Genomic DNA, 22,547 nt, shown 5'->3' on the forward strand with positions numbered 1-22,547 from the left:
GTTGTGTGCATTTACTGGAACATACGTCCACATTACAAAATGCTGCCAAAGTCGCAAGTGAAATTAATCAATGATATGCAAGCTATTAGAAATACAGCTTATCAATGAAGATTTTAATAATTAGAGAACACCATTAATGACTGAAATTATTTCTGCGGCAGTACTGTTAATCCTGATTATGGACCCGTTGGGAAACCTGCCGATTTTTATGTCGGTACTCAAGCATACTGAGCCGAAACGTCGCCGGGCTATTATGATCCGCGAGTTGCTTATTGCTCTGATAATCATGCTTATTTTCCTGTTTGCCGGGGAAAAAATCCTCGGATTCCTGAACCTGCGCGCAGAAAGCGTTTCAATTTCCGGCGGGATCATTCTGTTCCTGATTGCGATTAGAATGATTTTCCCAAGCCATGAAGGGAATGCCTCTGGCCTGCCTGCGGGTGAAGAGCCGTTTATCGTGCCGCTGGCGATCCCGCTAGTTGCCGGGCCTACATTACTCGCAACGTTAATGTTGTTATCGCACCAGTATCCGAATCAGATGGGGCATTTAGTCGCCGCGCTGCTGCTGGCATGGGGCGGAACCGTAGCGATTTTGCTGCAATCGTCGCTTTTCTTACGTTTACTGGGAGAGAAAGGCGTGAATGCGCTGGAACGTTTAATGGGTCTGGTATTGGTGATGCTGGCAACTCAAATGTTCCTCGATGGCCTGCGGGTCTGGATGAAGGGATAAGTTTTTAGTCCCTCTCCCTCAGGGAGAGGGCCAGGGTGAGGGTGAAAAATCAACCCCTCATCCCAACCTTCTCCCCAGGGAGAAGGAGAAAGACCAAATTAAAGCTCGATAACCAGCCGCGACTCTGCGGAATCCGGCGTCACGACCACGCCGTGCTCACCCGCCGCACTCTTACCTTGCTTCACGCCTTTCACGTCACCGATGTTGCGCAAACACAGTGTCCAGTCTTTCGCCTGGCCGTCACCCTGCACCGTCAGCGCATTGCCTTCACGCTTAACTTTCAGCGTATAGATAACCGAACCGTCTGCCGCCGGGACTTCGCAGATAGCTTCGCGGCCATCATCCAGATTAAACAGCTGGAAAGCGGTGCCTTCATGCCATGCGTAATCCGGTTTCTGGTCGTTGTTACCCAGTGCAAGCAGCGTGTTGTCACGCACATAAACCGGCAAGCTCAGGAAGTCATGCTGCTGTTTGTGCCAACGACTGCCCTGCGCTTCATGATTGGTCAGCAGATGCGTCCAGCGGCCTTCTGGCAGATAGAACTGCACATCGCCCGCTTCACTGAACACCGGCGCAACCATCACCGAATCGCCCAGCATGTACTGACGGTCAAGATAATCGCAGCCAGGATCGTCCGGGAACTCCAGCATCATTGAACGCATCATCGGCGTACCGAACTCTGCGGCCTGCGCAGCCTGGCGATAGAGATAAGGCATCATGCGCGATTTCAACTGCGTGAAGTGGCGCACCACGTCGCAGGCTTCATCGTCATACGCCCAAGGCACACGGTAGGATTTGCTGCCGTGCAGGCGACTGTGGCTGGAGAGCAGCCCGAACGCGCACCAGCGTTTGTAGACATGCGCAGGCGCGGTGTTTTCGAAGCCGCCAATGTCATGGCTCCAGAAACCAAAGCCGGACATCCCCAGCGATAACCCGCCGCGCAGGCTTTCCGCCATAGATTCATAGTTGGCGTAGCAGTCGCCGCCCCAGTGAACCGGGAATTGTTGTGCACCGACGGAAGCTGAACGGGCGAAGAGCACCGCTTCTTCGTCGCCGAGTTCCTGTTTGAGCACATTCCACACCAGTTCGTTGTAGAAGAACGCGTAATGGTTATGCATTTTTTGCGGATCAGAGCCGTCATGCCAGACCACATCCGTTGGGATGCGCTCGCCGAAGTCGGTTTTGAAGCAGTCCACACCCATGCGCACCAGGCGTTTCAGGTGGCCGGCATACCATTCGCAGGCTGCTGGATTGGTAAAATCTACAATTCCCTGCCCTGGCTGCCATTTATCCCACTGCCATACCGCGCCATTCGGGCGTTTGAGCAGATAACCTTTTTCCATCCCTTCGCGGAACAACGGGGATTTCTGGCCGATGTACGGGTTAATCCACACGCAGATTTTCAGACCACGCGCTTTCAGGCGTTTCAGCATCCCTTCCGGGTCGGGGAAGGTCACCGGGTCCCACTCGAAGTCACACCACTGGAAGGCTTTCATCCAGAAGCAGTCGAAGTGGAAAACGTGCAGCGGCAGATTGCGCTCGGCCATGCCATCGATAAAGCTGTTCACCGTCGCTTCGTCGTAATTGGTGGTGAATGACGTGGTGAGCCATAAACCGAATGACCACGCTGGCGGCAGCGCCGGACGGCCTGTGAAGCGGGTGTAACGGTCGAGTACCGCCTTCGGCGTTGGGCCGTCGATAACGAAGTACTCGAGGTATTCGCCTTCCACGCTGAATTGCACTTTGGAGACTTTTTCGGAACCGACTTCAAAAGAGACACATTCCGGATGATTCACCAGCACGCCGTAACCACGGTTAGTCAGGTAGAACGGGATGTTTTTGTAGGATTGCTCAGTACTGGTGCCGCCATCGCGGTTCCAGGTTTCCACCGTCTGGCCGTTTTTCACCAGCGCGGTAAAACGCTCGCCGAGGCCATACACCGCCTCGCCCACGCCCAAATCCAGACGTTCGAATACGTGCGTGCGGCCGGTATTCGCATCCTGCACGTAGCCGTTATTTTTGAATGCACTACCCGTGATGCGTACGCCATCGCGCAGGAAATCCAGCGCCCAGTCGTTACCTTTGGCGATACGCACGCTCAGGTTGCCGCTTTTCAGCTCGGCGAAGTCAGCCGTGTTTTGCATCGTCACGTGCACGTCTTTGAGCACATTGAGCGGATAATGCGGGCCGTTATTCACCGCGCCCTGGAAGTGTTCAATGCGCACCCCAACGATACCTTCCTGCGGCGAGAAGAAACGCAGCGTAAACAACGGGGTATCAAGCTGATTGCCACGCTCGCTGACATCTTTGGTGCCTGCATACACCACCATCTCGTTACCGTTCTGCTCTACGTCAAACACCTGAATCGGGTGAATCAACGCAAGTCCAGGCTGGATCAGCCAGTTACCGTCACTAATTTTCATGGTTTAAGTCCTTTGACTACTGGAATTCTTTAGATACTGGTGAGATTTCAAAATCTTGCTGATTGCGACGCACACCGGCTGCCAGTTCACCGAGGATTTTCGTCAGGAACGGCGTTTTCAGGGTGTAGAAGCGTTTCGCGACAATGGCGCTAATCAGGTAGCAGATGCCCGGTACGATGGTGAACAGCGCGATAATAATGCTGATGGTGGCGCTGTTTTGCGTCGTTGCACTGGCGTCGTAACCGCCGCCTGCCAGCATCCAGCCAATCATCGCACCGCCCAGGGCAAGGCCGAGTTTCAGCACAAACAGCGTGCCTGCAAAGCTGATTCCGGTGAGGCGTTTACCGTTGGTCCATTCGCCGTAATCCACGGTATCGGACATCATCACCCACTGAATTGGGGTGACGAGCTGGTGCAGTACGCCAATCACGAAGATGAAGACGAACATCAACACCACGGAGCTCATTGGCACGAAGAACATGGCGAAGCTAAGAACCGCCAGTGCGGCGTTAGTCCACCAGAAGACGCTAACTTTGCATTTCCAGTCGGTAAGCGGTTTGGCGGCGGCGCTGCCGATAAGGTTGCCGACACAATACGTCGTCAGGAACGCGGTGAACATCAGCGGGGAGCCGAGGATCCAGGTGACGTAATACATCATCGCGCCGCCACGGATACACACCGCCATAATGTTGAGAATGGTGAGCAGGCCGACAATGCGCCATTGGTCGTTTTGCCAGATATCCCGCAAATCTTCACGGGCAGAAGTGGTGCTCGGTGGCGCTTCAACGCGTTCTTTGGTGAAGAAGAAACAGGTCGCCAGCATGATAAATGCCACCACGGACAGCACCGCGATACCACCCTGGAAGCCGAAGGCTTTATCTTCGCCACCAATCAATTTCACCAGCGGCATCATCAGCACGGTAGACAGCATGCCGCCCGCCGTCGCCAGCACAAAGCGCCAGGATTGCAGGGAGATGCGTTGCGTTGGGTCATTAGTGATAACGCCACCCAACGCGCAATAAGGGATGTTGACCACGGTGTACATCAGGGTCAGCAGCGTGTAGGTGATGGCGGCGTAAATCATTTTGCCGTGGAGGCTGAAATCTGGCGTGCTGTAGGCGAACACGCAGACAATGCCAAACGGGATGGCGCCGAATAAAATCCACGGACGGAATTTCCCCCAGCGGCTGCGGGTGCGGTCAGCAATCAGCCCCATGCAAGGGTCTGAAATCGCATCCAGCGCACGTGCCAGCAGGAACATGGTGCCGACAAACCCGGCGGGGATACCGAAGATATCGGTATAGAAGAACATCATGTACATCATGACATTATCGAAAATGATATGGCTAGCTGCATCGCCCAGGCCGTACCCAAACTTTTCCTTCGCGGAAAGTATCTGACTTTTCATTGCTGCATTCCTCGGCCAAACGACTGCGAAAATTCTCTGGCTATCGTTGTAGAGCATCGGGCGGGCTGCAGGAATTCCAATTTCTGGTTATCAGATTACGTTTCTTGATAAGTGTGAGCGATGTCGCCCTCTTAGCAGGCTAAGAGTCAAAGAGTGGGTGTTTTTCGTGCGGTTTGATTGATCTGGCTAATAGTTTCAGAAGAATCATGGGGTAAAGGGGAAAGCATTGTTTGGTGGTTTGTGGAAACTGGGTATAATGCGCACCGCCTCCATGTAGCAATCGAGGCCAGGAAGATCGTCGTCTCCGGTGAGGCGGCTGGACTTCAAATCCAGTTGGTGCCGCCAGCGGTGCCGGGCAGGTTCAACTCCTGTGATCTTCCGCCATTTTTTTTCATTCAAAATACATGCTTTCTTATTTCATAGTTGCAAGTAGCCATCACCCCATCAGTCAAATTATTCCTGTTACATAACTTCTTATATATTCACAAAATTCATAACTCACATTGAGAAAATATCGTGGAATAGTTGATAGGTTGTTTTATTGTATTAGCAATAATGGGAAGCATTCTGAATCCAAAAAGCTGTAGTATTTGTAATCTCTGTTTTAATGTAAAAAACACTCTATTGCATAAATAACAATCCATCTTATTTATAGACATTCTAATTATCACGCTAATTAATAATGAGATAATTTACTCTATTTTATTATCTACTCCCTCCAGACGCTCCAGTTCCTTCCTCCCAGGCGTTTTCAACCAATTCCCCAAACTCATTCCAGCGTCCTTAGCTGCAACTTCATTAAAAACCCCGCTCGGTGCCACGCATGATCTTTTCCAGGTGCTCGACTCCTGCCAGCACTATGTCAATGCGCTGATTGAAAACGACGACAGCACCGAATGTATGGCGCTGTGTGGGCGTTTGCTTGCCGCGCTAGAAGTGTTGAAAGTTGCGCTAAAAGCACCGCTGCCCGCGCATTTAATTGAGCGCCTGACGGTGGATGTGGCAGAACCCAATAATTATCGCGGCGCGCTTACTACCGATTCGGAAACCATGCGGGAATATTGCGTAGCGCTAACCATATTGTTGTTGCAACGCCAGCAATCGCCGGAGCAGGAAGAACAGATCGCGGGCTGGTAATGATCAGCGGCGAAACAGTGCCAGGAATTCACTAGGTTTTGTAGGTCGGGTAAGCGTTAGCGTCACCCGACAAAATGGTGGATGACGCTATCGCTTATCCACCCTACGCCCCCGCCGCACAACCTATACGGACTTCTTTGTCACTGTGGCATGTGACATACTGTGCCGATATTGTTACCGCCAAAAAAAATTATCTGGCGTAAGCAAAAGAAAACAAGGGGTTACGTAACGCGTAGCCCTTTTTTAATGCCTGACGAAACAGGTAGCAGCAATTTAAGAGGTTTGTATGAACTGGGATGTGTTGAAGTGGTTGATTGGCATCTACTTTGGCTGTTTTTTTGGGCTTCTCAAAGTCGCCTACTCTGACCCAAAATTTTATCTTGAGTACATTGATAAAAAGCTCACCTGGTTCTGCTACACCTGCATGATAGCCTTCAGCGCCTTCTGGTACGGGCTCTATGCGTGCAGAAACTACACGGTGGAAAACATCGACCTGATTTCAGAACAATTGTCCCATCTGGACAAAGAATATAGCTATGTCACGTCCTATCTTCTGGTCTTGATTATCGCGTCCTGTTTGTCGTTCGCCGCCAGCCTTTTGTTTATTGATGTCGCACGCAGAAAACAAGCTCATTTGAGTACCTGAGTTCCTCTAAATCGCCGATAAGCTGAAAGCCCGTATGGTAAACCCATGTGGGCTTTTTGTTTTACGACGAGGTGATTGGCCATCATCCCTAAACCCTTCGTAATACACCTTAACAATCTGTCTTACTCCCAACAGGTAATATCCCCATTCACTTTAAAAGGGATGTTTCTGCATGACCAAATTGATGAAAATTTTGCTGTTAACTGGTGTTGCGCTGTCTGCTACCGCTTGTTCAAGTGACTACGTGATGTCGACCAAAACGGGCGACATGATTGTGACGCAAGGCAAGCCGGAGGTGGATAAAGACACTGGCCTGATTAGCTATACCGACCAGCAAGGCAACGAACGCCAGATTAATGACGATCAAGTCGTGCAGATGATTAAGAAAGACTGATTTTTTCCATTTATACCAGCCAGTACATGCTGGCTGGTATTTTCATCCCCCACTATTTCCCTTTCAAAAATTCCGTGCTGGAGAGCGTGCACCTTCATTCCGCACAGAAAAAAATTTCATTTTCCTGACAATATTTATGCTTCTCATTCTTCTACCTCATCAGTAGCAATACTTAACTAATCTGATGAGGAGTAAAAATGATGAGAGATTTTGATATGCGTGGACACGGCCGGGAGCGCCGTCGTATGCATGAACGCTGGATGCAAATGACACCAGAGCAGCGCGAATAATTTGTTCAGCAGCGCCGAGGTGGATTCTGGCGTCAGAAACCGGATGATAACGCCCAAAAACCGACGCAAGCTGAGTAACGGTAATGAAAGCCGGGACGGCAGGACATTTTCGAGTCATGTTGGCGCTCAATGCGTGTCGCTCGAAGCTGAAAGCTTTTATCGTTGGTCGCACGCCGGTTCGTGATGACGCAGACGACATCCCGCATGCACAAGGCCGTGCTTTATCTACGAACCCGTCTTCGCAATCTTTATGATGAGCTGACGGAAGGCTGAGTGCGCAGAGTCGGGTTTCTCTGAACAAAAAGCCCCGGCCAGCGTAACCTGGCCGGAATGGTGCGAGGAGTTCATTGAGCTTATTGACCTACCCGCCATGCAACATCACGCATGGCATCGCGGGCTGCCTGGCTGATGCCTCCAAGCTGGAAAAAACCATGGATCACACCGAGATAGCGCTGACAGGTGGACTCAACGCCCTGGTCCATCAGGCACTCATGCAGAACCTCGCCTTCATTGCGCAACGGGTCGTATTCAGCGGTGATGATATGTACCGGTGGCAAACCTGCAAAATCTTCACGAAATAATGGGCTGGCTTCATCATCCATTGGGTCTAGATCGGGCATATAGGCTTCGTAACCTGAAAGCAGCGTATCGCGGGTAATGATGTAGTCGTAGCCATTTTCCTGATAGCTGACAGATTCCGCCGTCGCGTCCAGCATTGGGTAAATCAACATCAGCCGCGCAGGTAACCAGTTTCCTGCACTTTTCAGGCGCAGGGCGGTGACCAGGGCAATGTGCCCACCGGCGCTGTCTCCCGCGAGCGTAATTCGTTGACGGTTCACTTCCAGTTGATCAGCCGCTTTCCAGATATCATCCGCTGCACGCTCAGCGTCATCATGCGCTGCCGGATAAGTATGCTCCGGGGCTACGCGATACTGCACGGCAATCACCCGGCAGCCACTGTGATAGCAAAGCTGGCGTAACGGATTGTCATGAGTTTCAAACCCACCGCTAACAAAGCAACCTCCGTGGTAGTAGATAACGGTAGGTAGGGATCCTGTCGCATTGAGCGGGGAAAATATGCGTAACGTGCTTCCATTAAGACTGATGTCTTTCACGTCGACTCGGGTTTCCGTGTCACCCGCTAAAACAGTGCTGGCGATATACCCGGCGCGGCGTTCGGCAAAAGTTTGTTGGCGTGAAGAAGGACGACCGGAGGCGATGAACTCATCAACCAGCCCGGCGATTGCGGGTTCGAGGGACATAGCGGAATTCCTTTTATGCTGTATGGATGAACAGTTATATCGTATTTATGGGATCGCGTGAACCGAGTTTTTTCACTATCTCAGCATTCTGGAAGGCGCCTCGAACAAATGAAAACTATCAGGAAAAAGCAGATAACAGTACGCTTTTTGAAGTTTATAGTACCCAGCAAGCTCATTCACGAAACAACATTAGATACCGTAAATAATGTAGATGGTTAAACATTGTGCGATTTACCCATCGTGTTAAAATGAGTTTAAACATTGTTTAATTTGGTGATCATTGTGAAAACGCTGATTCGTAAATGGGGTAATTCCGCAGGGGCCATTATTCCTGCTGCTGTTCTGGAGAAAGCTGGGATGAGAATAGGTGACAAAGTGGATATTGAAGCCGTTGAGGGAGGGATTATGTTGCGAGTCGCAAAGCCGATATACACGCTAAGTGAGTTACTGGCCCAATCACCTGAAGGAAGTTTCGAGCTAGATGATGAAGACCGTGAGTGGCTGAATTCTCCTCCTGTTGGCAAGGAGATCGATTAGGTGAGTCTTTATATGCCTGATAGAGGCGATTTAGTGTGGCTCGATTTTGATCCTGCTGCAGGTCACGAACAAGCCAAAACTCGGCCTGCGCTAGTATTGTCTCCAGTCGAATTTAGCCGCAAGTCTGGCATGGCGATTGTGGCACCAATAACATCTCGTGTTCGTGGCAATGCATTCGAAGTACATCTGACAAAAACGCACACTCGAGGAATTGTCATTTGCCATCACGTTAAATCAATCGATTTCCGTGCCAGACAAATGCGTTTCATTGAAAAAGCACCTGAAGAAGTAACAGAAGAGACGCTGTCCAGAGTGAAGGTATTTTTCGAATAACACAGTGGGATGCAAAGCATCCCACTGCATCAATTACTCGCCTTCCCCTGGGAACAGGAAAGGATTAATGCTGCTACGGGCAAAGCCTTCTTGCTCCATGCGTGCATCCAGCACCAGCGTAGCTAAATCGTCAGCGACGGCTTCTACTTTGGCATCTTTTTCCTGATAGAGAATCTTCAGGTAAGTGCCACAGTCGCCACAGCTTTCCGCTTTAACTGCTGACTGCTCGCTTTCCAGCGACCAGTAGTTCAGGTCGCGAGTTTGTTCGCAGTTACTGCATTTCACCCGCACCACGTGCCATTCGGTTTCGCACAGGTTGCAGTGCAGATAACGCAGGCCGCTGGTGCCGCCAATCTGCACGATGCTGGAAACCGGCATCGAACCGCAAACCGGGCAGAACTGGCGTTGTTCGCCGTATTCCGCTTTCGCACGCCCAGGGATGAGGCTCGCCATTTGCGCCCAGTAAAGCGACAACGCAGCCCAAATGAATGGGGCTTTGTCGCTGGAAACCAGTGCAAAATCAGCGTTAAACAGCGCGGTCGCCATTTCTTCCAGCTCTTGCGTTGAAGCCTTTTCCAGATTTTCGATAACTGCCAGTGCCTGGCCGCTCATCTCTGGTTTTAGCTCAGCAATCAGCGAGTTGAGCAAACGCTGCCAGTGCGGGTCACGCGGCAGAACATGGATATCCAGCGGCGGCTTGCCGGTTTCAGAAGATTTCTGAATCAGCGCCGTTAAGTCCATTTCCAGCGGGTGGTCGTACAGCACCACTTCCTGCGCATGTGCGATAAGTGCCGCAAAGCGCAGGAAATCACCCAGCGGATTGTCGGTCGCCAGTTCGCGCAGGCGTTCTGCTCGGCGGTTGTAGAGATTTTTCAGCCGGGGGAACAGTAACGGCGGGATAGTCTCCGCCGCACGTTTGTCGCTCTTCTCCAGCTGATCTTGCGGGATTATGCGAATACTCATTCCTGTCGTTTTTCCTGTTTTTGGCGAACTTCACGATACCATTTCGGATGGTGTTTTTTCGCCCAGGACGTTGTGACCCAGCCTTCCACCATCGCGGTAATCGTGCCTTTCACCCAAAGGGCGGCGTAGATGTGGACCATAATAACCACAATCAGTGCCACTGCGGCAAATGAATGCACCATCAGGGCTACGCGAATCACCGGGATTGAGAAAGCAGGCGCGAAGTAAGGACGCCAGATAATCACGCCGCTCACCAGCAGCAACACCAGGAAAATAATCGCCGCCCAGAACACGCATTTCTGGCCAAAGTTATAACGCCCGGTGTCACCCACTTCCTCGTTGACGACGATCTTACGAATATTCTTCGCCCAAAAGATATCATCCCGATTGATTAGATTGTGGTGCCAGTAACGGAAAAACATGATGATAAACGAGGCAAACATCACCACACCGACGAACGGATGGAGGATGCGCGCCAGCTGCGGCGTACCCATAATATGCATCAGCCAGTTAAAGGATGGGAAGAAGAACCCCAGCCCGCTCACCGCCGCCAGTATGAAGCAGAAGGCGGTTACCCAGTGGTTGATGCGCTCGGGTGCGCTGTAACGTTGAATGGTCACTTGTTTTTTCATGGTTTGCGCACCTCGTCATCGTCATGGTGCAAATTTTCGTCTTCATCATCGGCACGGTTCGGGCCGACTCCCACATAGTGGAACACGCTGGCGGCGAAGGTTGCAGCAAAGCCAATAGCGGCGAGCGGCTTCCAGACACCTTTCCAGAATTTCACGGTTGGGCTAATGGACGGATTCTCCGGCAGGCCGTGATACAGCGTTGGCTTGTCCGCATGATGCAGCACGTACATAACGTGGGTGCCGCCAACGCCTTCCGGGTCGTACAATCCGGCGTTGTCATAACCGCGTGTTTTCAGCTCAGCCACACGCTCGCCCGCCAGGTTTTTCATCGACTCTTTCGAGCCAAAATGAATCGCACCGGTTGGACAAGTTTTCACGCAGGCAGGCTCCTGGCCGACGGTCACACGGTCTACGCACAGGGTGCATTTGTAGACGCGGTTGTCCTCCGGGTTCAGGCGCGGTACATCAAACGGGCAACCGGCGATGCAGTAACCGCAGCCAATGCACTGCTCGGACTGGAAATCGACAATGCCGTTGGCGTACTGAATGATGGCGCCTTCAGCCGGACACGCCTTCAGGCAGCCTGGATCCGCGCAGTGCATACAGCCATCTTTGCGGATAAGCCATTCCAGCTTGTCGTTTTGCTCCACTTCCGAGAAGCGCATGACCGTCCATGATTTGGCGGTCAAATCAGCCGGGTTGTCGTAAACGCCGACATTACTGCCGATTTCATCACGCAGGTCGTTCCACTCCGAACACGCCACCTGGCAGGCTTTACAGCCGATACAGGTGGTGACGTCGATAAGTTTTGCGACCTCTTGCTGATGATCCCGCGCCTGAGGCGCGGGTGTGAAGCCGTTAGTAGCGGAACGACGGATGATGTCCTGAGATTGATAAGCCATAATTCGTCTCCGTTACACCTTTTCCACATTGACCAGGAACGCCTTAAATTCAGGCGTTTGCGTGTTGGCATCACCGACATATGGCGTCAGGGTGTTAGCGATAAAGCCTTTCTTCGCTACCCCTTCGTAACCCCAGTGAATCGGAATACCGATGGTGTCCACTTTCTGGCCGTTCACATCCAGCTGGCGAATACGCTTGGTCACCACCGCTTTGGCTTTGATAAAGCCACGGTTGGAGGAGACTTTCACCGTGTCGCCGTGAGCAATGCCGAGTGAATTCGCGAGCTTTTCGCCAATCTCGATAAACTGCTCTGGCTGCGCGATGGCATTCAGTAGCGCGTGTTTGGTCCAGTAGTGGAAATGCTCGGTCAGACGATAGGTGGTGCCGACATACGGGAACTTATCGTGCTTGCCCATCGCTTCCAGGTCACCTTTAAACACGCGCGCCGCCGGGTTAGAAACCACGTTCGGGTGCAGCGGGTTGGTGCCAAGCGGCGTTTCAAACGGCTCGTAATGCTCAGGGAACGGCCCTTCTGCCATTTTGTCGATAGCAAACAAGCGCCCTAAACCTTCCGGCTGCATGATGAACGGCCCAACGTCAGTGCCCGGAGCAGCAGTGCTGTAGTCGGCAATATCCGCGCCGCTCCACTTCGCGCCATCCCAGGAAATCAGACGGCGTTTTTCATCCCACGGTTTACCCGCTGGATCAGCAGAAGCACGGTTATACAGAATGCGACGGTTAAGCGGCCACGCCCAGGCCCAGCCCAGCGTGTTACCCAAACCTGATGGGTCGGCGTTATCACGGCGTGCCATCTGGTTGCCGTCTGGAGTCCAGGAACCGGCGAAAATCCAGCAGCCACTGGAAGTGGTGCCGTCATCGCGCAATTGAGCAAACGAGCTAAGCTGCTGGCCTTTTTTCACCAGTACCGCGCCGGTTGCCGGGTCGACCACGTCCTGCAACGCTTTACCGTTGCTCTCCATCGCCACTTCTTCCGGAGCCGGGTTGTCTGGTGTCAGGTAATTCCAGCTCATGTTCAGCACTTGCTCTGGCAGCGCACCGCCTTCAGTCTGGTACATATGGCGCAAGCGGCTAAAGATACCCGCAAGGATTTCGCCATCGTTCAGCGCTTCTCCTGGGGCATCTGCACCTTTCCAGTGCCACTGCAACCAACGGCCGGAGTTAACGATAGAACCGTTTTCTTCGGCAAAGCAGGTCGATGGCAAGCGGAACACTTCAGTCTGGATTTTCGACGGGTCGACATCGTTCATCTCGCCGTGGTTTTGCCAGAAGTTAGAGGTTTCGGTGTTCAGCGGGTCGATGGTCACGAGGAATTTCAGCTTCGACAGCGACGCAATGACTTTGTTTTTATTCGGGAACGACGCGACAGGGTTGAAGCCCTGACACAGATATCCGTTCACCTTGCCCTGGTTCATCATCTCGAAATATTGCAGGACGTCGTAGCCCTTGTCCCACTTCGGCAACCAGTCATAACCCCAGCTGTTTTCCGCTGTGGCTTTGTCGCCAAAGAAGGCTTTCATCATTGAAACGAAGAATTTCGGGTAGTTGCCCCAGTAGTTGACCTGGCCTTCCAGCAGCGGTTTCGGCGTGTTGGCGGCAAGGTATGTCTGGAGATCGGGCTGTTTTTCGTTCGGCAACGTCATGTAGCCTGGCAGGCTTTGTGACAGCAAACCGAGATCGGTCAGCCCCTGAATATTGGAGTGTCCACGCAGGGCGTTGACGCCGCCGCCTGCCATTCCCATATTGCCGAGCAGCAGCTGGATCATCGCCATGGTACGAATGTTCTGCGCGCCCACGGAGTGTTGCGTCCAGCCCAGTGCATACAGGAACGATGCGGTTTTATCTTTTACGCTGGTCGCTGCGATATATTCACAGACCTGAATGAAGTCATCTTTCGGGGTACCGCAAATATTGGAAACCACCTCTGGCGTGTAGCGGGAAACGTGCTCTTTGAGCAGGTTCCATACACAGCGCGGATGGGTCAGCGTCAGGTCGCGTTTCGCGAAGCCCTTCTCATCCAGCTCATAATTCCAGGAGGTTTTGTCGTATTTACGGTTTGCCGCGTCGTAGCCGGAGAACAGGCCGTCATCGAAGCTGTAATCCTCACGCACAATCAGATTGGCGTTGGTGTAAGCCTCGACATACTCGCGGTTGTATTTATTGTTGTTTATCAGATACAGCAATACGCCAGACAAGAAAGCAATGTCTGAGCCTGAGCGAATCGGGGTGTAGAAATCCGCCACCGAAGCGGTTCGCGTAAAGCGCGGATCGATAACAATTAGCTTCGCGCCGTTATGGATTTTGGCTTCCATCGCCCAGCGGAACCCGACGGGATGCGCTTCTGCGGCGTTGCCACCCATCACAATCACGAGATCGGCGTTCTTAATATCAACCCAGTGGTTGGTCATCGCACCGCGACCAAATGTTGGAGCAAGACTTGCTACCGTTGGTCCGTGTCAGACACGCGCCTGGTTATCCACGGCTAACATGCCGAGGGCGCGGGAAAATTTCTGGGTTAAATAGCCGGTTTCATTACTGGATGCTGATGCACACAACATACCGGTGGAGAGCCAACGGTTGACCGTCGTTCCCTGGTCGTTCTGCGCAATAAAGTTGGCATCACGGTCTTGTTTCATCAGTTTGGCGATACGGTCAAATGCCGATTCCCAACTGATTTGCTCCCACTTATCCGAGCCTGGCGCGCGATAAGACGGGAATTTCAGGCGGCTTTCACTGTGGATGAAGTCCACAAGTCCTGCGCCTTTCGGGCAAAGTGCACCACGGTTTACCGGATGGTCCGGGTCGCCTTCAATATGGAAGATTGATGCTTTGGCATTTTTCGCGCCGTCACCGAGGCTGTACATCAATAGCCCGCAACCGACGGAACAGTATGTGCAGGTGTTACGCGTTTCACGGGTACGTAGTAATTTGTATTGCCGTGTTTCCGCCAGTGCAACGCCCGGGGCAAAACCCAGTGCCGCTGCTGTAGTCCCTGCCATACCGCCAGCACAGATCTTAAAGAACTGTCTTCTGCTGACCTGCATGGGTGCTCCTTGTTTCGACATTTTCACATTATTTATAGGTGTATTTTTTTTGCGGTCTGCGCCGCAAAAGTCCACAATCAAACCGAACTGGAAATATCCCCTACTCCAGAAGGGTTAGTGTTTCCAGAATACCACATTAGAATTAAGGCTGTTCCAATCAGGTTAAGACAAAGTGAACAATTCCAACCCAAATCAAAGCAAAATTGTGAAGGCCGTCACTGGTGCGCGGACTATAGAGCTGTGGCAACGCCAGGATTTGCTCGCGGCCAAAGAAGACTGGCTGGCAGAAGAAGTGCCGGTAGCGCTGGTCTACAACGGTATTTCGCATGTGGTCATGATGGCTTCGCCCAAAGATTTGGAACTTTTTGCGCTCGGTTTTTCTTTATCAGAAGGGATTATTGAATCTCCGGCAGACATTTACGGAATTGATGTTTTACCCGTTTGTAATGGCTTAGAAGTGCAAATTGAGCTTTCCAGCCGCCGCTTTATGGGATTGAAAGAGCGCCGCCGCTCCCTTGCCGGGCGTACCGGTTGCGGCGTTTGTGGCGTGGAACAACTCAATGATATTGGCCGCCCGATAACGCCTCTTCCATTTACGCAAACCTTCGATTTGAACAAGCTGGATGCAGCTTTAAACCAGATGCGCGATTACCAGCCTGTCGGGCAACTCACTGGTTGTACTCATGCCGCGCTGTGGCTGAATGAAAACGGCACTATTCTGGATGGTAAAGAAGATATTGGCCGCCATGTGGCGCTGGATAAACTGCTCGGCGTGCGTTGCCGTGAAGCCTGGAATAATGGTGCGGTGCTCGTCTCCAGCCGGGCCAGCTATGAGATGGTGCAAAAATCTGCTCAGTGCGGTGTCGAAATTCTGTTTGCAGTATCTGCCGCCACCACGCTTGCCGTAGAAGTCGCGCAGCGCTGCAATCTGACGCTTATCGGTTTTAGCAAACCAGGCCGTGCGACGGTATATACCCATCCGCAGCGGCTGTGTTAACGGTTTGTACATTCCGTTACTTACCGACACCAATCACTCACTGAACGTATTTGTTTGTTGGAATAAAGTTATTTCAACGGGCCAACAACCCATACATAAACGAATACGAGACTATCAAAATGAAAAAAGTATTAACTCTGATTGCTGTTGCTGTAATGGGTCTGTCTTCTGCTGCTTTCGCTGCTGAAACCACCGCCGCACCTGCTCCGGTAAAACACAGCACCACTACTGTGCACCACAAAAAACACCATAAAGCAGCACCTGTAGCGCAGAAAGCGCAAGCAGCTAAAAAGCACCACAAAAAAGCGACTAAAGCTGTGACTCCAGCTGCCGCTCCTCAGAAAGCTCAGGCTGCCAAAAAGCACCACAAAAAAGCGACTCACACAGTAGCGCCAGCGGCAAAACCAGCGGTTAAACCAGCTGCATAATTCGGCAACAAAATCCCTCTTCTCTAAAACACCCGGCTTGCCGGGTGTTTTTTTATTAACTTCATCATTATCCCACCTCCCATTCCCTCACTTCGTTAATTCAAGCCACTCCACTTTTCCCTCATTCTGCCGATAACTTAGACAAGCGCCGGGGCGACTACCCGCCAGGTTATCGAACAGAGGTTTAAATGGATAGTTTTCAAAAAGATATTGATGAAAGGGCTAACCTGGCGTTATCCAACAAGTTTGAGCTGTTGTTGTTCCGCTTAGGCAAAGGCCAGCACTCTGATAAATCAGAGCTGTACGGCATTAACGTTTTTAAACTGCGTGAAATTGTGCCCATGCAGAAAATCAATCGCGCGGCTGGAATGATGTCGCCACTGTTAGGAATGGCCAATATTCGCGACCAGATTATCCCGGTAATCGACCTGCCCGCCGTTACCGGATGCACGCCTGAAACGGGTCTGAATCTGTTACTGATAACCGAATACGCCCGTAGCACGCAGGCATTTGCGGTCGAGTCGGTTGAAAATATTATCCGCCTCGACTGGAGCCAGGTTCACGCCGCCGAGTCAGGCGTCAGCAGCCGCAACATTACCAGCATTGCTTCGCTCGATAGCGAAGAGTACAAGGGCGAGCTGGCACTGGTACTGGATGTTGAGCAGATCCTGTATGACATTATTCCTTCAGGGCGCAATGTGGATGTGAAGGCCATCGAAGGACAAACCAATCCACTGAAACCTGGTGCGGTGGCGATTGTTGCCGAAGATTCCAAAGTCGCCCGCATGATGCTTGAACAAGGCCTTAAAGGAATGGGGATCCCAGTCGAGATGTATTCCACAGGACTTGAGGCCTGGGAGAAAATCAAGGTTATCGCCGCAGAAGCTAAAGCCGCAGGCCAACCGGTAACCGATCGAATTGGTATGGTTTTAACCGACATCGAAATGCCGGAAATGGATGGCTTTACGCTGACGCGAAATATCAAAACGGATATCTCGTTAAAGCAGATCCCGGTGGTCATTCACTCGTCTTTATCAGGCAGTGCCAACGAAGATCACGTGCGCAAAGTGGGTGCGAACGGCTATGTCGCGAAGTTCGACGTGAAGGAGCTTTCTGAGGTGATTACTAAAGCGCTGGAAGGTGCGGTGGTTTAGTTTTTACAGGTCGGATAAGCGAAGCGTCACCTGACGCTTTTTACCTTAGATTACAGGCACAAATGGTGGATGACGCTGACGTTTATCCACCCTACAAAACCTGTTTAGTGTTTGTTATTTACCCACCCAGCTATTTTTAATTTTGAACATATCTGCGCGGTTGTAACTACACGAAAAGTTGAACGCTTTGCCGTCTTCCAGTTTGGTGACGCCGGAGACTTTCAGCATCGGCAGGCCGGGTGAAATAGACAGCAAGGCCGCCAGATCGTCATTAAATAAATCGCCTTCAATCACCGAGTTATAAAACTTAATTTTCTTACCGGTGTATTCTTCGATGTATTCATACAACGAGCCTTGTTCAAGCACCGTTGTCGGAATGGTGGCGATGATTTCGCTGTTAATCCAGGAGTCTTCAACCAGCACTGCAACGTCGTCAATCAGGCGGATGCGGCGGATAAAATGAACATCCTGTTTTGTCTCCAACTGCGACGCTACCGCCTGCGGTGCGGGTATTAATTGATGCGTCACCAGCTCGCTTGAGATTTTCGCCTGCTGACCAAACTCCCGGGAAAAACCTAAAATAGAATCCCCGGTACCGCTATTGAGCATATAGACGTTGTCTTCAATCACTTTGGTGACATACATCCCCTTGCCATGGATTCGCTCGATAAATCCCTCTTGTTCAAGAACATTCATCGCTTTTTGCAGCGTAACCCGCGTTACGCCATATTGTGCCGCCAGTTCTCTTTCTGAAGGGATTTTTTCGCCAACCTGATAGCGATGGCTGAGGATATCTTCCTGAATACTCTTCTTAATTTCTATATATCGCGCAGCCATAGGGGTTCTTTTATTCGCGTTATCGTCGGGCCGTTAGTGTACCACTTCAGCCGTTAATTCCGCTTCCTGTGCTTCAATAGCCAGCTGTTTGACCTCCATTATTCTGAAGAATGGATAGTAGATCAGCGTCGAAATAAGAATCATGCAGCCTGACCAGATTGCCGCTGGAATGTTCCCGCCCGTGGCGAAATACGCATTAAGAATGGGCGGCATCGTCCAGGGGATTTGGAATACCGGCCTGCCGATAATGCCGTAATCCATCAGTAGATATGAACAAGTGCAAATCACCAGTGGAGCGACGATCAGCGGGAACATCATTATTGGGTTGAGTACCATCGGTACGCCAAAAATAACCGGCTCGTTGATGCAAAAAATAGACGGGCCAAACGAGACACGACCAATGGATTTATAATAGCGACTCTTCGACAGCAGCATGGCCAGCACTAACCCCATAGTCGCTCCCGAACCACCGGCACAAATAAAGAAGTTATAAAATCCTTCGGCAGTAATATGCGGAACGGGCTGGTCGCTAAGATACGCCTGGGTGTTTTCAGCGATGAATTTTAAAAATATCGGGCTGGTGATCCCGGACAGTACGTTGGTGCCATGAATACCACAGCTCCATAATAACGAAATGAGCGCGACCAGAATTAACATGCCAGGCAAGGTATCTAAGCCGTGAACCAGGGGGCTGAGCAGCAAAGTAAAGAAGGCATTGATATCAAAATCCAGAATCACGCGCACAAACCAGACTAACGTCAGACAAACCACCGCTGGTACCAGGCTGATAAAAGATTGCAGCACGGCGGGAGGAACACCTTCGGGCATTCGGATATAGATTTTGTGCGTGATAAAAAAGCGCACCGTATAGACCGTAAATATCGACAAAATAATCGCCGAGAACAAGCCGGCAGCGCCAAAGTTATCGACATTAATTTTATAATGGCTATCAAGCTGGGCCAGCACAAAAACCGACACCGTAATACAACAACAGCTTAAGCCATCGAGGTCGTATTGCTTCGCCAGGTTATAGCTGATGCCAATCGCGGCAACCAAACCGATAATCCCGAAGGTTGCCTGCACCGGCACACTGAGTTTATCGGCATAGACTCCAAGAAAATCACTCCAGCCAGGAATGGGCAAATTAGCGATAATGAGAAACAGACTTCCGGCAATAATAAACGGCAATGTAAAAGCGATACCGTTACGAATGGCGACCAAAATAACGTTATTGCCGACTTTCATTAAGACGGGAATAACTCTGTTTTCCAGAAAATTTTGCATGAAATATTCCTTTAATAACTATTCATCCATGGCAAGAGTGTATTGCGGCAAGAAATCTCGGTTCGCGGCTAAATAATCTTTGAGTATATTCCCGGCAACCGCCACGGACGGCACCAACGGGTGAGCGGCCAACGCCAGTAGCGCGGTTTGGGTATTGCCGGTCATTGCCGCTTCAATAGTCAGTTCTTCAAAGGCTTTCACGCTCTGAATTAACCCGCGAATACGCACCGGTAAACGCCCATACGCCAGCGGGCGTGCGCCCTGCTTATCAATCACCGCATTGGTTTCAATCACTGCATCATCCGGTAAATCTGGCGTGGTTCCGCGATTAGCCGTGTTAACCACATGCACTTCTTTTTTATTGTTATAGAGCGCGCTGATAATTGAGCATGCAGTATCGGAATAATAAGCTCCTCCACGGCTGGATAATTCTGGTGGTTTTTCACAAAGAGCCGGGTTTCGATAGAGGTCAAACAGGGATTTTTCAATGCGTAGTGAGCGTTCACCACGCGTACCGCCTTTTTGCAATTCTTCGAGTTCGTGCTGCACCATTTCCTGGTTTAAGTAGAAGTACTTTAAATATGAGAGCGGATAAAAATTCAGGGCGCGGATAAACTCAGCAGGTAAGCCAATATCGGGGATATTCTTTAATTTATTATCAGAGACACCTTGCGCGAGTTTTTCAATAAAATCAGCCGTGACATCGGTGCCATGCAGAGTGATTCGGTCGGCGAAAATTAAATGGTTCAGCCCCATAATTCTCGCATCAATCGCCTCGCGGCCCACGCCGTAGGTTTTGGCAATATCCATCATCATGCTGTTGGCACCGCTACAGATGCCCAGCGATTTAATCTTGCTGTACTTTTCTATCGCTTCCGTAACAATGCCTGCTGGGTTGGTGAAATTAATCAACCACGCATCCGGGCATAACACTTCCATCTCTTTGCAGATTTCCAGTAATACCGGAATGGTACGCTGCGCCTTCATAAACCCGCCAGGGCCAGTGGTTTCCTGGCCTAAAACGCCATAACTCAGCGGGATTTTTTCATCCTGAATCCGCGCGGCTAATTGCCCAACACGGATTTGCGTCGTAACAAAGTCAGCATCTTTAAGCGCCAGCTGGCGGTCAGTGGTGAGGTGCACCGTCATGGGAATGCCGGATTTTTTCACCATACGCTGGGCGAGTTGCCCGACGATTTCGAGCTTTTCGCGGCCTGTTTCAATATCCACCAGCCAGTATTCGCTGACCGGGAGTTCAGCGTGTCTTTTAAGAAATCCGTCTATTAGTTCCGGCGTGTAGCCAGAGCCTCCGCCGAGGGTCACAATTTTTAATGGCTTCATGAATTTTCCTTTTCAACTTTAACTGGCGTATGCCAGTTTGCAAAAAGAAAATATCACAACCTTTTCGGGCAACAAGGGAGGTTAGTCACATAAAAATAAGGGTTATTAAAAATAAGCGGGGGAAAAAATCCCCGACCAGGGCCGGGGATGACAGGCTAGGAGTTTGATTTGAAGCCTTACTCTAAATAAAACACTTCTTTTAACTCGGCGCTCACCGGGCTGTTATCGGCGTTGCTCGGCATGATTTCGCTCATATGTTTCCACCAGCGTTGGCAAACTTCGGTTTGGGCAACCGCATTCCAGCGAGCTTCTGACTCAATCTCTACCGTGGCAAAAAGCAGGTTGCGCGGCGCATCAAGATAAATGGCGTAGTGATGTGCGCCATGCTGTTTCAACACCGCTTCCAGCTCGGGCCAGATTGGCGTGTGTCGCCGCTGGTACTCTTCATGCGCGTCAGAATTTACCTGCATCACAAACGCTTTGCGGATCATAAAGCCTCCAGATATAGCTCGCGTACTTCCTCACGGCTTGCCACGCGTGGGTTGCATGGTGCACATGGATCAGCGAGCGCGTTGTCGAGCCAGCCTTCGATGTCTGCACGCTGGATGCCAAGCTGGCTGAAGCCAGATGGGATGCCAACGCGTGTGGAAAGCGTGCGAATCGCCAGAATAGCCTCAAAACTGGCTTCTTCTTCATCCATCCCCTGAGTATTCACGCCCATCGCTGCGGCAACCTTCGCAAAACGTGCCACCGCTTTCGGGCGGTTAAACGCTTCAATGACCGGTAGTAAAATGGCATTACACACGCCGTGCGGGAGATTGTGTGTCGCGCCCGGTTGGTGCGCCAGTGCATGCACCAGGCCAAGGCCAGCGCTGTTAAACGCCATACCCGCCAGGTATTGCCCGTAAGCCATCATTTCACGCGCTTCGAGGTTATGCCCGTTATCCACCGCTTCCGGCAACCACTTGCTAATCAAACGGATAGACTCCAGTGCGTTCGCGTCGGTCAGCGGGTGCGCCGCGACGGAAACGTAAGCTTCGATGGCGTGAGTCAGCGCATCCATACCCGTTGCGGCGGTGACGCTCGCTGGAATATCCAGCATGACGCTGGCGTCATCTACTGCGATATCTGGGATCAGGTTGGTGTCGATAATCACTTCTTTCACATGGCGCACGGAATCGGTGATCACCGCGTTACTGGTCATCTCCGCGGCTGTTCCGGCCGTGGTGTTGATTGCCACCAGCGGCACGCCAGGATTTGTGACTTTGCCAACGCCCGAGTACGCCGTTGATGGGCCAGGATTGGCCGTCAAGATTTTCACCGCTTTGGCGGTATCAATCGGGCTGCCGCCGCCAAAGGCAATCAGGTAATCGCAACTGGCATCCTGGTACGCAGCAAAGCCTTTTTGCACTAACTCTTCTGTTGGATTCGGGAATACTTCATCAAACAATTCGTAAGAAAGTTGATGTTCGTCGAGCGCGCTAAACAGGCTGTTGAGCAGACCCATTTTCACTAACTGCCCGTCGGTGATAATTAACGCTTTGCCCCAAGGCTTTGCCGCAATTAATTTCACCATATCGCCGATTGCACCTGCACCGTGAAGGCTGATTTTTGGTAAGGCCAACATAAAGCTCATAGCTATTCTCCTTAATATCGATGTTTTGAAAATCCTTTCCCCTCACCCGGGCCCTCTCCCCAGGGAGAGGGAACTGTCCGGTTTCTCCCTCTCCTGGGGAGAGGGAACTGCCCGGTTTCTCCCTCTCCTGGGGGAGAGGGTCGGGGTGAG

The 22,547-nt window shown here is 51.3% G+C and carries 21 protein-coding genes, 1 tRNA gene and 1 pseudogene; 11 read left to right on the forward strand and 12 right to left on the reverse strand.

Translation table 11 applies throughout. The features are described 5' to 3' along the window. The first annotated feature begins 136 nt into the window (after window positions 1–136). Complete coding sequence (locus WBL83_RS04735) at window positions 137–730, forward strand: YhgN family NAAT transporter (protein WP_424588070.1); 594 nt, start codon at window positions 137–139, stop codon at window positions 728–730. Between the two features lie 98 nt (window positions 731–828). On the opposite strand, the gene yicI is transcribed toward WBL83_RS04735, so the two are convergent. After that, a complete protein-coding gene (yicI, locus tag WBL83_RS04740; RefSeq protein WP_424588071.1) occupies window positions 829–3,153 on the reverse strand; it encodes an alpha-xylosidase in 2,325 nt (774 codons plus the stop codon). 16 nt (window positions 3,154–3,169) lie between these two features. Continuing rightward, complete coding sequence (locus WBL83_RS04745; RefSeq protein ID WP_424588072.1) at window positions 3,170–4,561, reverse strand: glycoside-pentoside-hexuronide family transporter; 1,392 nt, start codon at window positions 4,559–4,561, stop codon at window positions 3,170–3,172. A 289-nt stretch (window positions 4,562–4,850) separates the two neighbouring features. On the opposite strand from WBL83_RS04745, the gene WBL83_RS04750 reads away from it, so the two are divergent. From WBL83_RS04750 to WBL83_RS04770, 5 genes and pseudogenes are all read left to right on the forward strand, one after another. Beyond that, window positions 4,851–4,945: transfer RNA gene (locus WBL83_RS04750), tRNA-Sec, on the forward strand. Between the two features lie 453 nt (window positions 4,946–5,398). After that, a complete protein-coding gene (locus WBL83_RS04755) occupies window positions 5,399–5,698 on the forward strand; it encodes a hypothetical protein (protein WP_424588073.1) in 300 nt (99 codons plus the stop codon). A gap of 286 nt (window positions 5,699–5,984) precedes the next feature. Beyond that, the gene (locus tag WBL83_RS04760; RefSeq protein ID WP_424588074.1) at window positions 5,985–6,344 is read left to right on the forward strand and encodes a hypothetical protein; all 360 of its coding nucleotides are present in this window, start codon (window positions 5,985–5,987) and stop codon (window positions 6,342–6,344) included. Window positions 6,345–6,516: 172 nt separating this feature from the next. After that, the gene (locus tag WBL83_RS04765; protein ID WP_424588075.1) at window positions 6,517–6,738 is read left to right on the forward strand and encodes a YgdI/YgdR family lipoprotein; all 222 of its coding nucleotides are present in this window, start codon (window positions 6,517–6,519) and stop codon (window positions 6,736–6,738) included. 373 nt (window positions 6,739–7,111) lie between these two features. Beyond that, window positions 7,112–7,228: pseudogene (locus WBL83_RS04770) on the forward strand (RNA polymerase sigma factor); the annotation flags it as partial. A 153-nt stretch (window positions 7,229–7,381) separates the two neighbouring features. Here the strand turns inward: WBL83_RS04770 and WBL83_RS04775 are convergent. Next, window positions 7,382–8,290 (reverse strand): alpha/beta hydrolase, encoded by a 909-nt coding sequence (locus WBL83_RS04775; RefSeq protein ID WP_424588076.1) that lies wholly within the window; start codon window positions 8,288–8,290, stop codon window positions 7,382–7,384. A gap of 282 nt (window positions 8,291–8,572) precedes the next feature. On the opposite strand from WBL83_RS04775, the gene WBL83_RS04780 reads away from it, so the two are divergent. Continuing rightward, window positions 8,573–8,827, forward strand: a complete 255-nt coding sequence (locus WBL83_RS04780; protein ID WP_083963253.1) for an AbrB/MazE/SpoVT family DNA-binding domain-containing protein — start codon at window positions 8,573–8,575, stop codon at window positions 8,825–8,827. After that, window positions 8,828–9,160, forward strand: coding sequence for a type II toxin-antitoxin system PemK/MazF family toxin (locus WBL83_RS04785; protein WP_424588077.1), 333 nt, complete (start codon window positions 8,828–8,830; stop codon window positions 9,158–9,160). Between the two features lie 33 nt (window positions 9,161–9,193). Here the strand turns inward: WBL83_RS04785 and fdhE are convergent, their stop codons facing one another. The 4 genes from fdhE to fdnG are packed head-to-tail and all read right to left on the reverse strand — an operon-like array spanning window position 9,194 to window position 14,720. Then, the gene (gene fdhE, locus WBL83_RS04790) at window positions 9,194–10,123 is read right to left on the reverse strand and encodes a formate dehydrogenase accessory protein FdhE (protein WP_424588078.1); all 930 of its coding nucleotides are present in this window, start codon (window positions 10,121–10,123) and stop codon (window positions 9,194–9,196) included. Further along, the gene (gene fdoI / locus WBL83_RS04795) at window positions 10,120–10,755 is read right to left on the reverse strand and encodes a formate dehydrogenase cytochrome b556 subunit (RefSeq protein ID WP_424588079.1); all 636 of its coding nucleotides are present in this window, start codon (window positions 10,753–10,755) and stop codon (window positions 10,120–10,122) included. The genes fdhE and fdoI overlap by 4 nt, the downstream gene beginning before the upstream one ends. Beyond that, window positions 10,752–11,657, reverse strand: coding sequence for a formate dehydrogenase subunit beta (fdxH, locus tag WBL83_RS04800; protein WP_424588080.1), 906 nt, complete (start codon window positions 11,655–11,657; stop codon window positions 10,752–10,754). Before fdxH ends, fdoI begins: the two co-directional genes overlap by 4 nt. Before the next feature lie 12 nt (window positions 11,658–11,669). Beyond that, window positions 11,670–14,720, reverse strand: a complete 3,051-nt coding sequence (gene fdnG / locus WBL83_RS04805; RefSeq protein ID WP_424588081.1) for a formate dehydrogenase-N subunit alpha — start codon at window positions 14,718–14,720, stop codon at window positions 11,670–11,672. A gap of 172 nt (window positions 14,721–14,892) precedes the next feature. Between fdnG and fdhD the strand changes: the two genes are divergently transcribed. The 3 genes from fdhD (at window position 14,893) to WBL83_RS04820 (ending at window position 17,299) form a co-directional block, all read left to right on the forward strand. Continuing rightward, a complete protein-coding gene (gene fdhD / locus WBL83_RS04810; protein WP_424588082.1) occupies window positions 14,893–15,717 on the forward strand; it encodes a formate dehydrogenase accessory sulfurtransferase FdhD in 825 nt (274 codons plus the stop codon). A gap of 119 nt (window positions 15,718–15,836) precedes the next feature. Next, on the forward strand, window positions 15,837–16,145 hold the full coding sequence (gene asr / locus WBL83_RS04815) for an acid resistance repetitive basic protein Asr (RefSeq protein ID WP_424588083.1): 309 nt from the start codon (window positions 15,837–15,839) through the stop codon (window positions 16,143–16,145). Between the two features lie 188 nt (window positions 16,146–16,333). Continuing rightward, window positions 16,334–17,299 (forward strand): chemotaxis protein, encoded by a 966-nt coding sequence (locus tag WBL83_RS04820; RefSeq protein WP_424588084.1) that lies wholly within the window; start codon window positions 16,334–16,336, stop codon window positions 17,297–17,299. A 114-nt stretch (window positions 17,300–17,413) separates the two neighbouring features. On the opposite strand, the gene WBL83_RS04825 is transcribed toward WBL83_RS04820, so the two are convergent. From WBL83_RS04825 to fucO, 5 genes are all read right to left on the reverse strand, one after another. After that, complete coding sequence (locus WBL83_RS04825) at window positions 17,414–18,136, reverse strand: GntR family transcriptional regulator (protein WP_424588085.1); 723 nt, start codon at window positions 18,134–18,136, stop codon at window positions 17,414–17,416. 33 nt (window positions 18,137–18,169) lie between these two features. Then, window positions 18,170–19,420 (reverse strand): PTS sugar transporter subunit IIC, encoded by a 1,251-nt coding sequence (locus WBL83_RS04830; protein ID WP_424588086.1) that lies wholly within the window; start codon window positions 19,418–19,420, stop codon window positions 18,170–18,172. Between the two features lie 18 nt (window positions 19,421–19,438). Further along, entirely contained in the window at window positions 19,439–20,761 is a 1,323-nt protein-coding gene (locus WBL83_RS04835; protein WP_424588087.1) for a 6-phospho-beta-glucosidase, read from the reverse strand. Window positions 20,762–20,937: 176 nt separating this feature from the next. After that, window positions 20,938–21,252, reverse strand: coding sequence for an L-rhamnose mutarotase (gene rhaM / locus WBL83_RS04840; protein ID WP_424588088.1), 315 nt, complete (start codon window positions 21,250–21,252; stop codon window positions 20,938–20,940). Continuing rightward, window positions 21,249–22,397: a lactaldehyde reductase gene (gene fucO / locus WBL83_RS04845; protein ID WP_424588089.1), complete on the reverse strand. Its 1,149-nt coding sequence runs from the start codon at window positions 22,395–22,397 to the stop codon at window positions 21,249–21,251. The genes rhaM and fucO overlap by 4 nt, the downstream gene beginning before the upstream one ends. Between the last annotated feature and the right edge of the window lie 150 nt (window positions 22,398–22,547).

The organism is Buttiauxella sp. (assembly GCF_049686335.1).
GTDB lineage: Bacteria > Pseudomonadota > Gammaproteobacteria > Enterobacterales > Enterobacteriaceae > Buttiauxella.

Coding starts and splice junctions, on each gene's coding strand:
- WBL83_RS04735 (WP_424588070.1), top strand. CDS start 137: ATGACTGAAATTATTTCTGCGGCAGTACTGTTAATCCTGATTATGGAC.
- yicI (WP_424588071.1), bottom strand. CDS start 3,153: ATGAAAATTAGTGACGGTAACTGGCTGATCCAGCCTGGACTTGCGTTG.
- WBL83_RS04745 (WP_424588072.1), bottom strand. CDS start 4,561: ATGAAAAGTCAGATACTTTCCGCGAAGGAAAAGTTTGGGTACGGCCTG.
- WBL83_RS04760 (WP_424588074.1), top strand. CDS start 5,985: ATGAACTGGGATGTGTTGAAGTGGTTGATTGGCATCTACTTTGGCTGT.
- WBL83_RS04765 (WP_424588075.1), top strand. CDS start 6,517: ATGACCAAATTGATGAAAATTTTGCTGTTAACTGGTGTTGCGCTGTCT.
- WBL83_RS04775 (WP_424588076.1), bottom strand. CDS start 8,290: ATGTCCCTCGAACCCGCAATCGCCGGGCTGGTTGATGAGTTCATCGCC.
- fdhE (WP_424588078.1), bottom strand. CDS start 10,123: ATGAGTATTCGCATAATCCCGCAAGATCAGCTGGAGAAGAGCGACAAA.
- fdoI (WP_424588079.1), bottom strand. CDS start 10,755: ATGAAAAAACAAGTGACCATTCAACGTTACAGCGCACCCGAGCGCATC.
- fdxH (WP_424588080.1), bottom strand. CDS start 11,657: ATGGCTTATCAATCTCAGGACATCATCCGTCGTTCCGCTACTAACGGC.
- asr (WP_424588083.1), top strand. CDS start 15,837: ATGAAAAAAGTATTAACTCTGATTGCTGTTGCTGTAATGGGTCTGTCT.
- WBL83_RS04820 (WP_424588084.1), top strand. CDS start 16,334: ATGGATAGTTTTCAAAAAGATATTGATGAAAGGGCTAACCTGGCGTTA.
- WBL83_RS04825 (WP_424588085.1), bottom strand. CDS start 18,136: ATGGCTGCGCGATATATAGAAATTAAGAAGAGTATTCAGGAAGATATC.
- WBL83_RS04830 (WP_424588086.1), bottom strand. CDS start 19,420: ATGCAAAATTTTCTGGAAAACAGAGTTATTCCCGTCTTAATGAAAGTC.
- WBL83_RS04835 (WP_424588087.1), bottom strand. CDS start 20,761: ATGAAGCCATTAAAAATTGTGACCCTCGGCGGAGGCTCTGGCTACACG.
- rhaM (WP_424588088.1), bottom strand. CDS start 21,252: ATGATCCGCAAAGCGTTTGTGATGCAGGTAAATTCTGACGCGCATGAA.
- fucO (WP_424588089.1), bottom strand. CDS start 22,397: ATGAGCTTTATGTTGGCCTTACCAAAAATCAGCCTTCACGGTGCAGGT.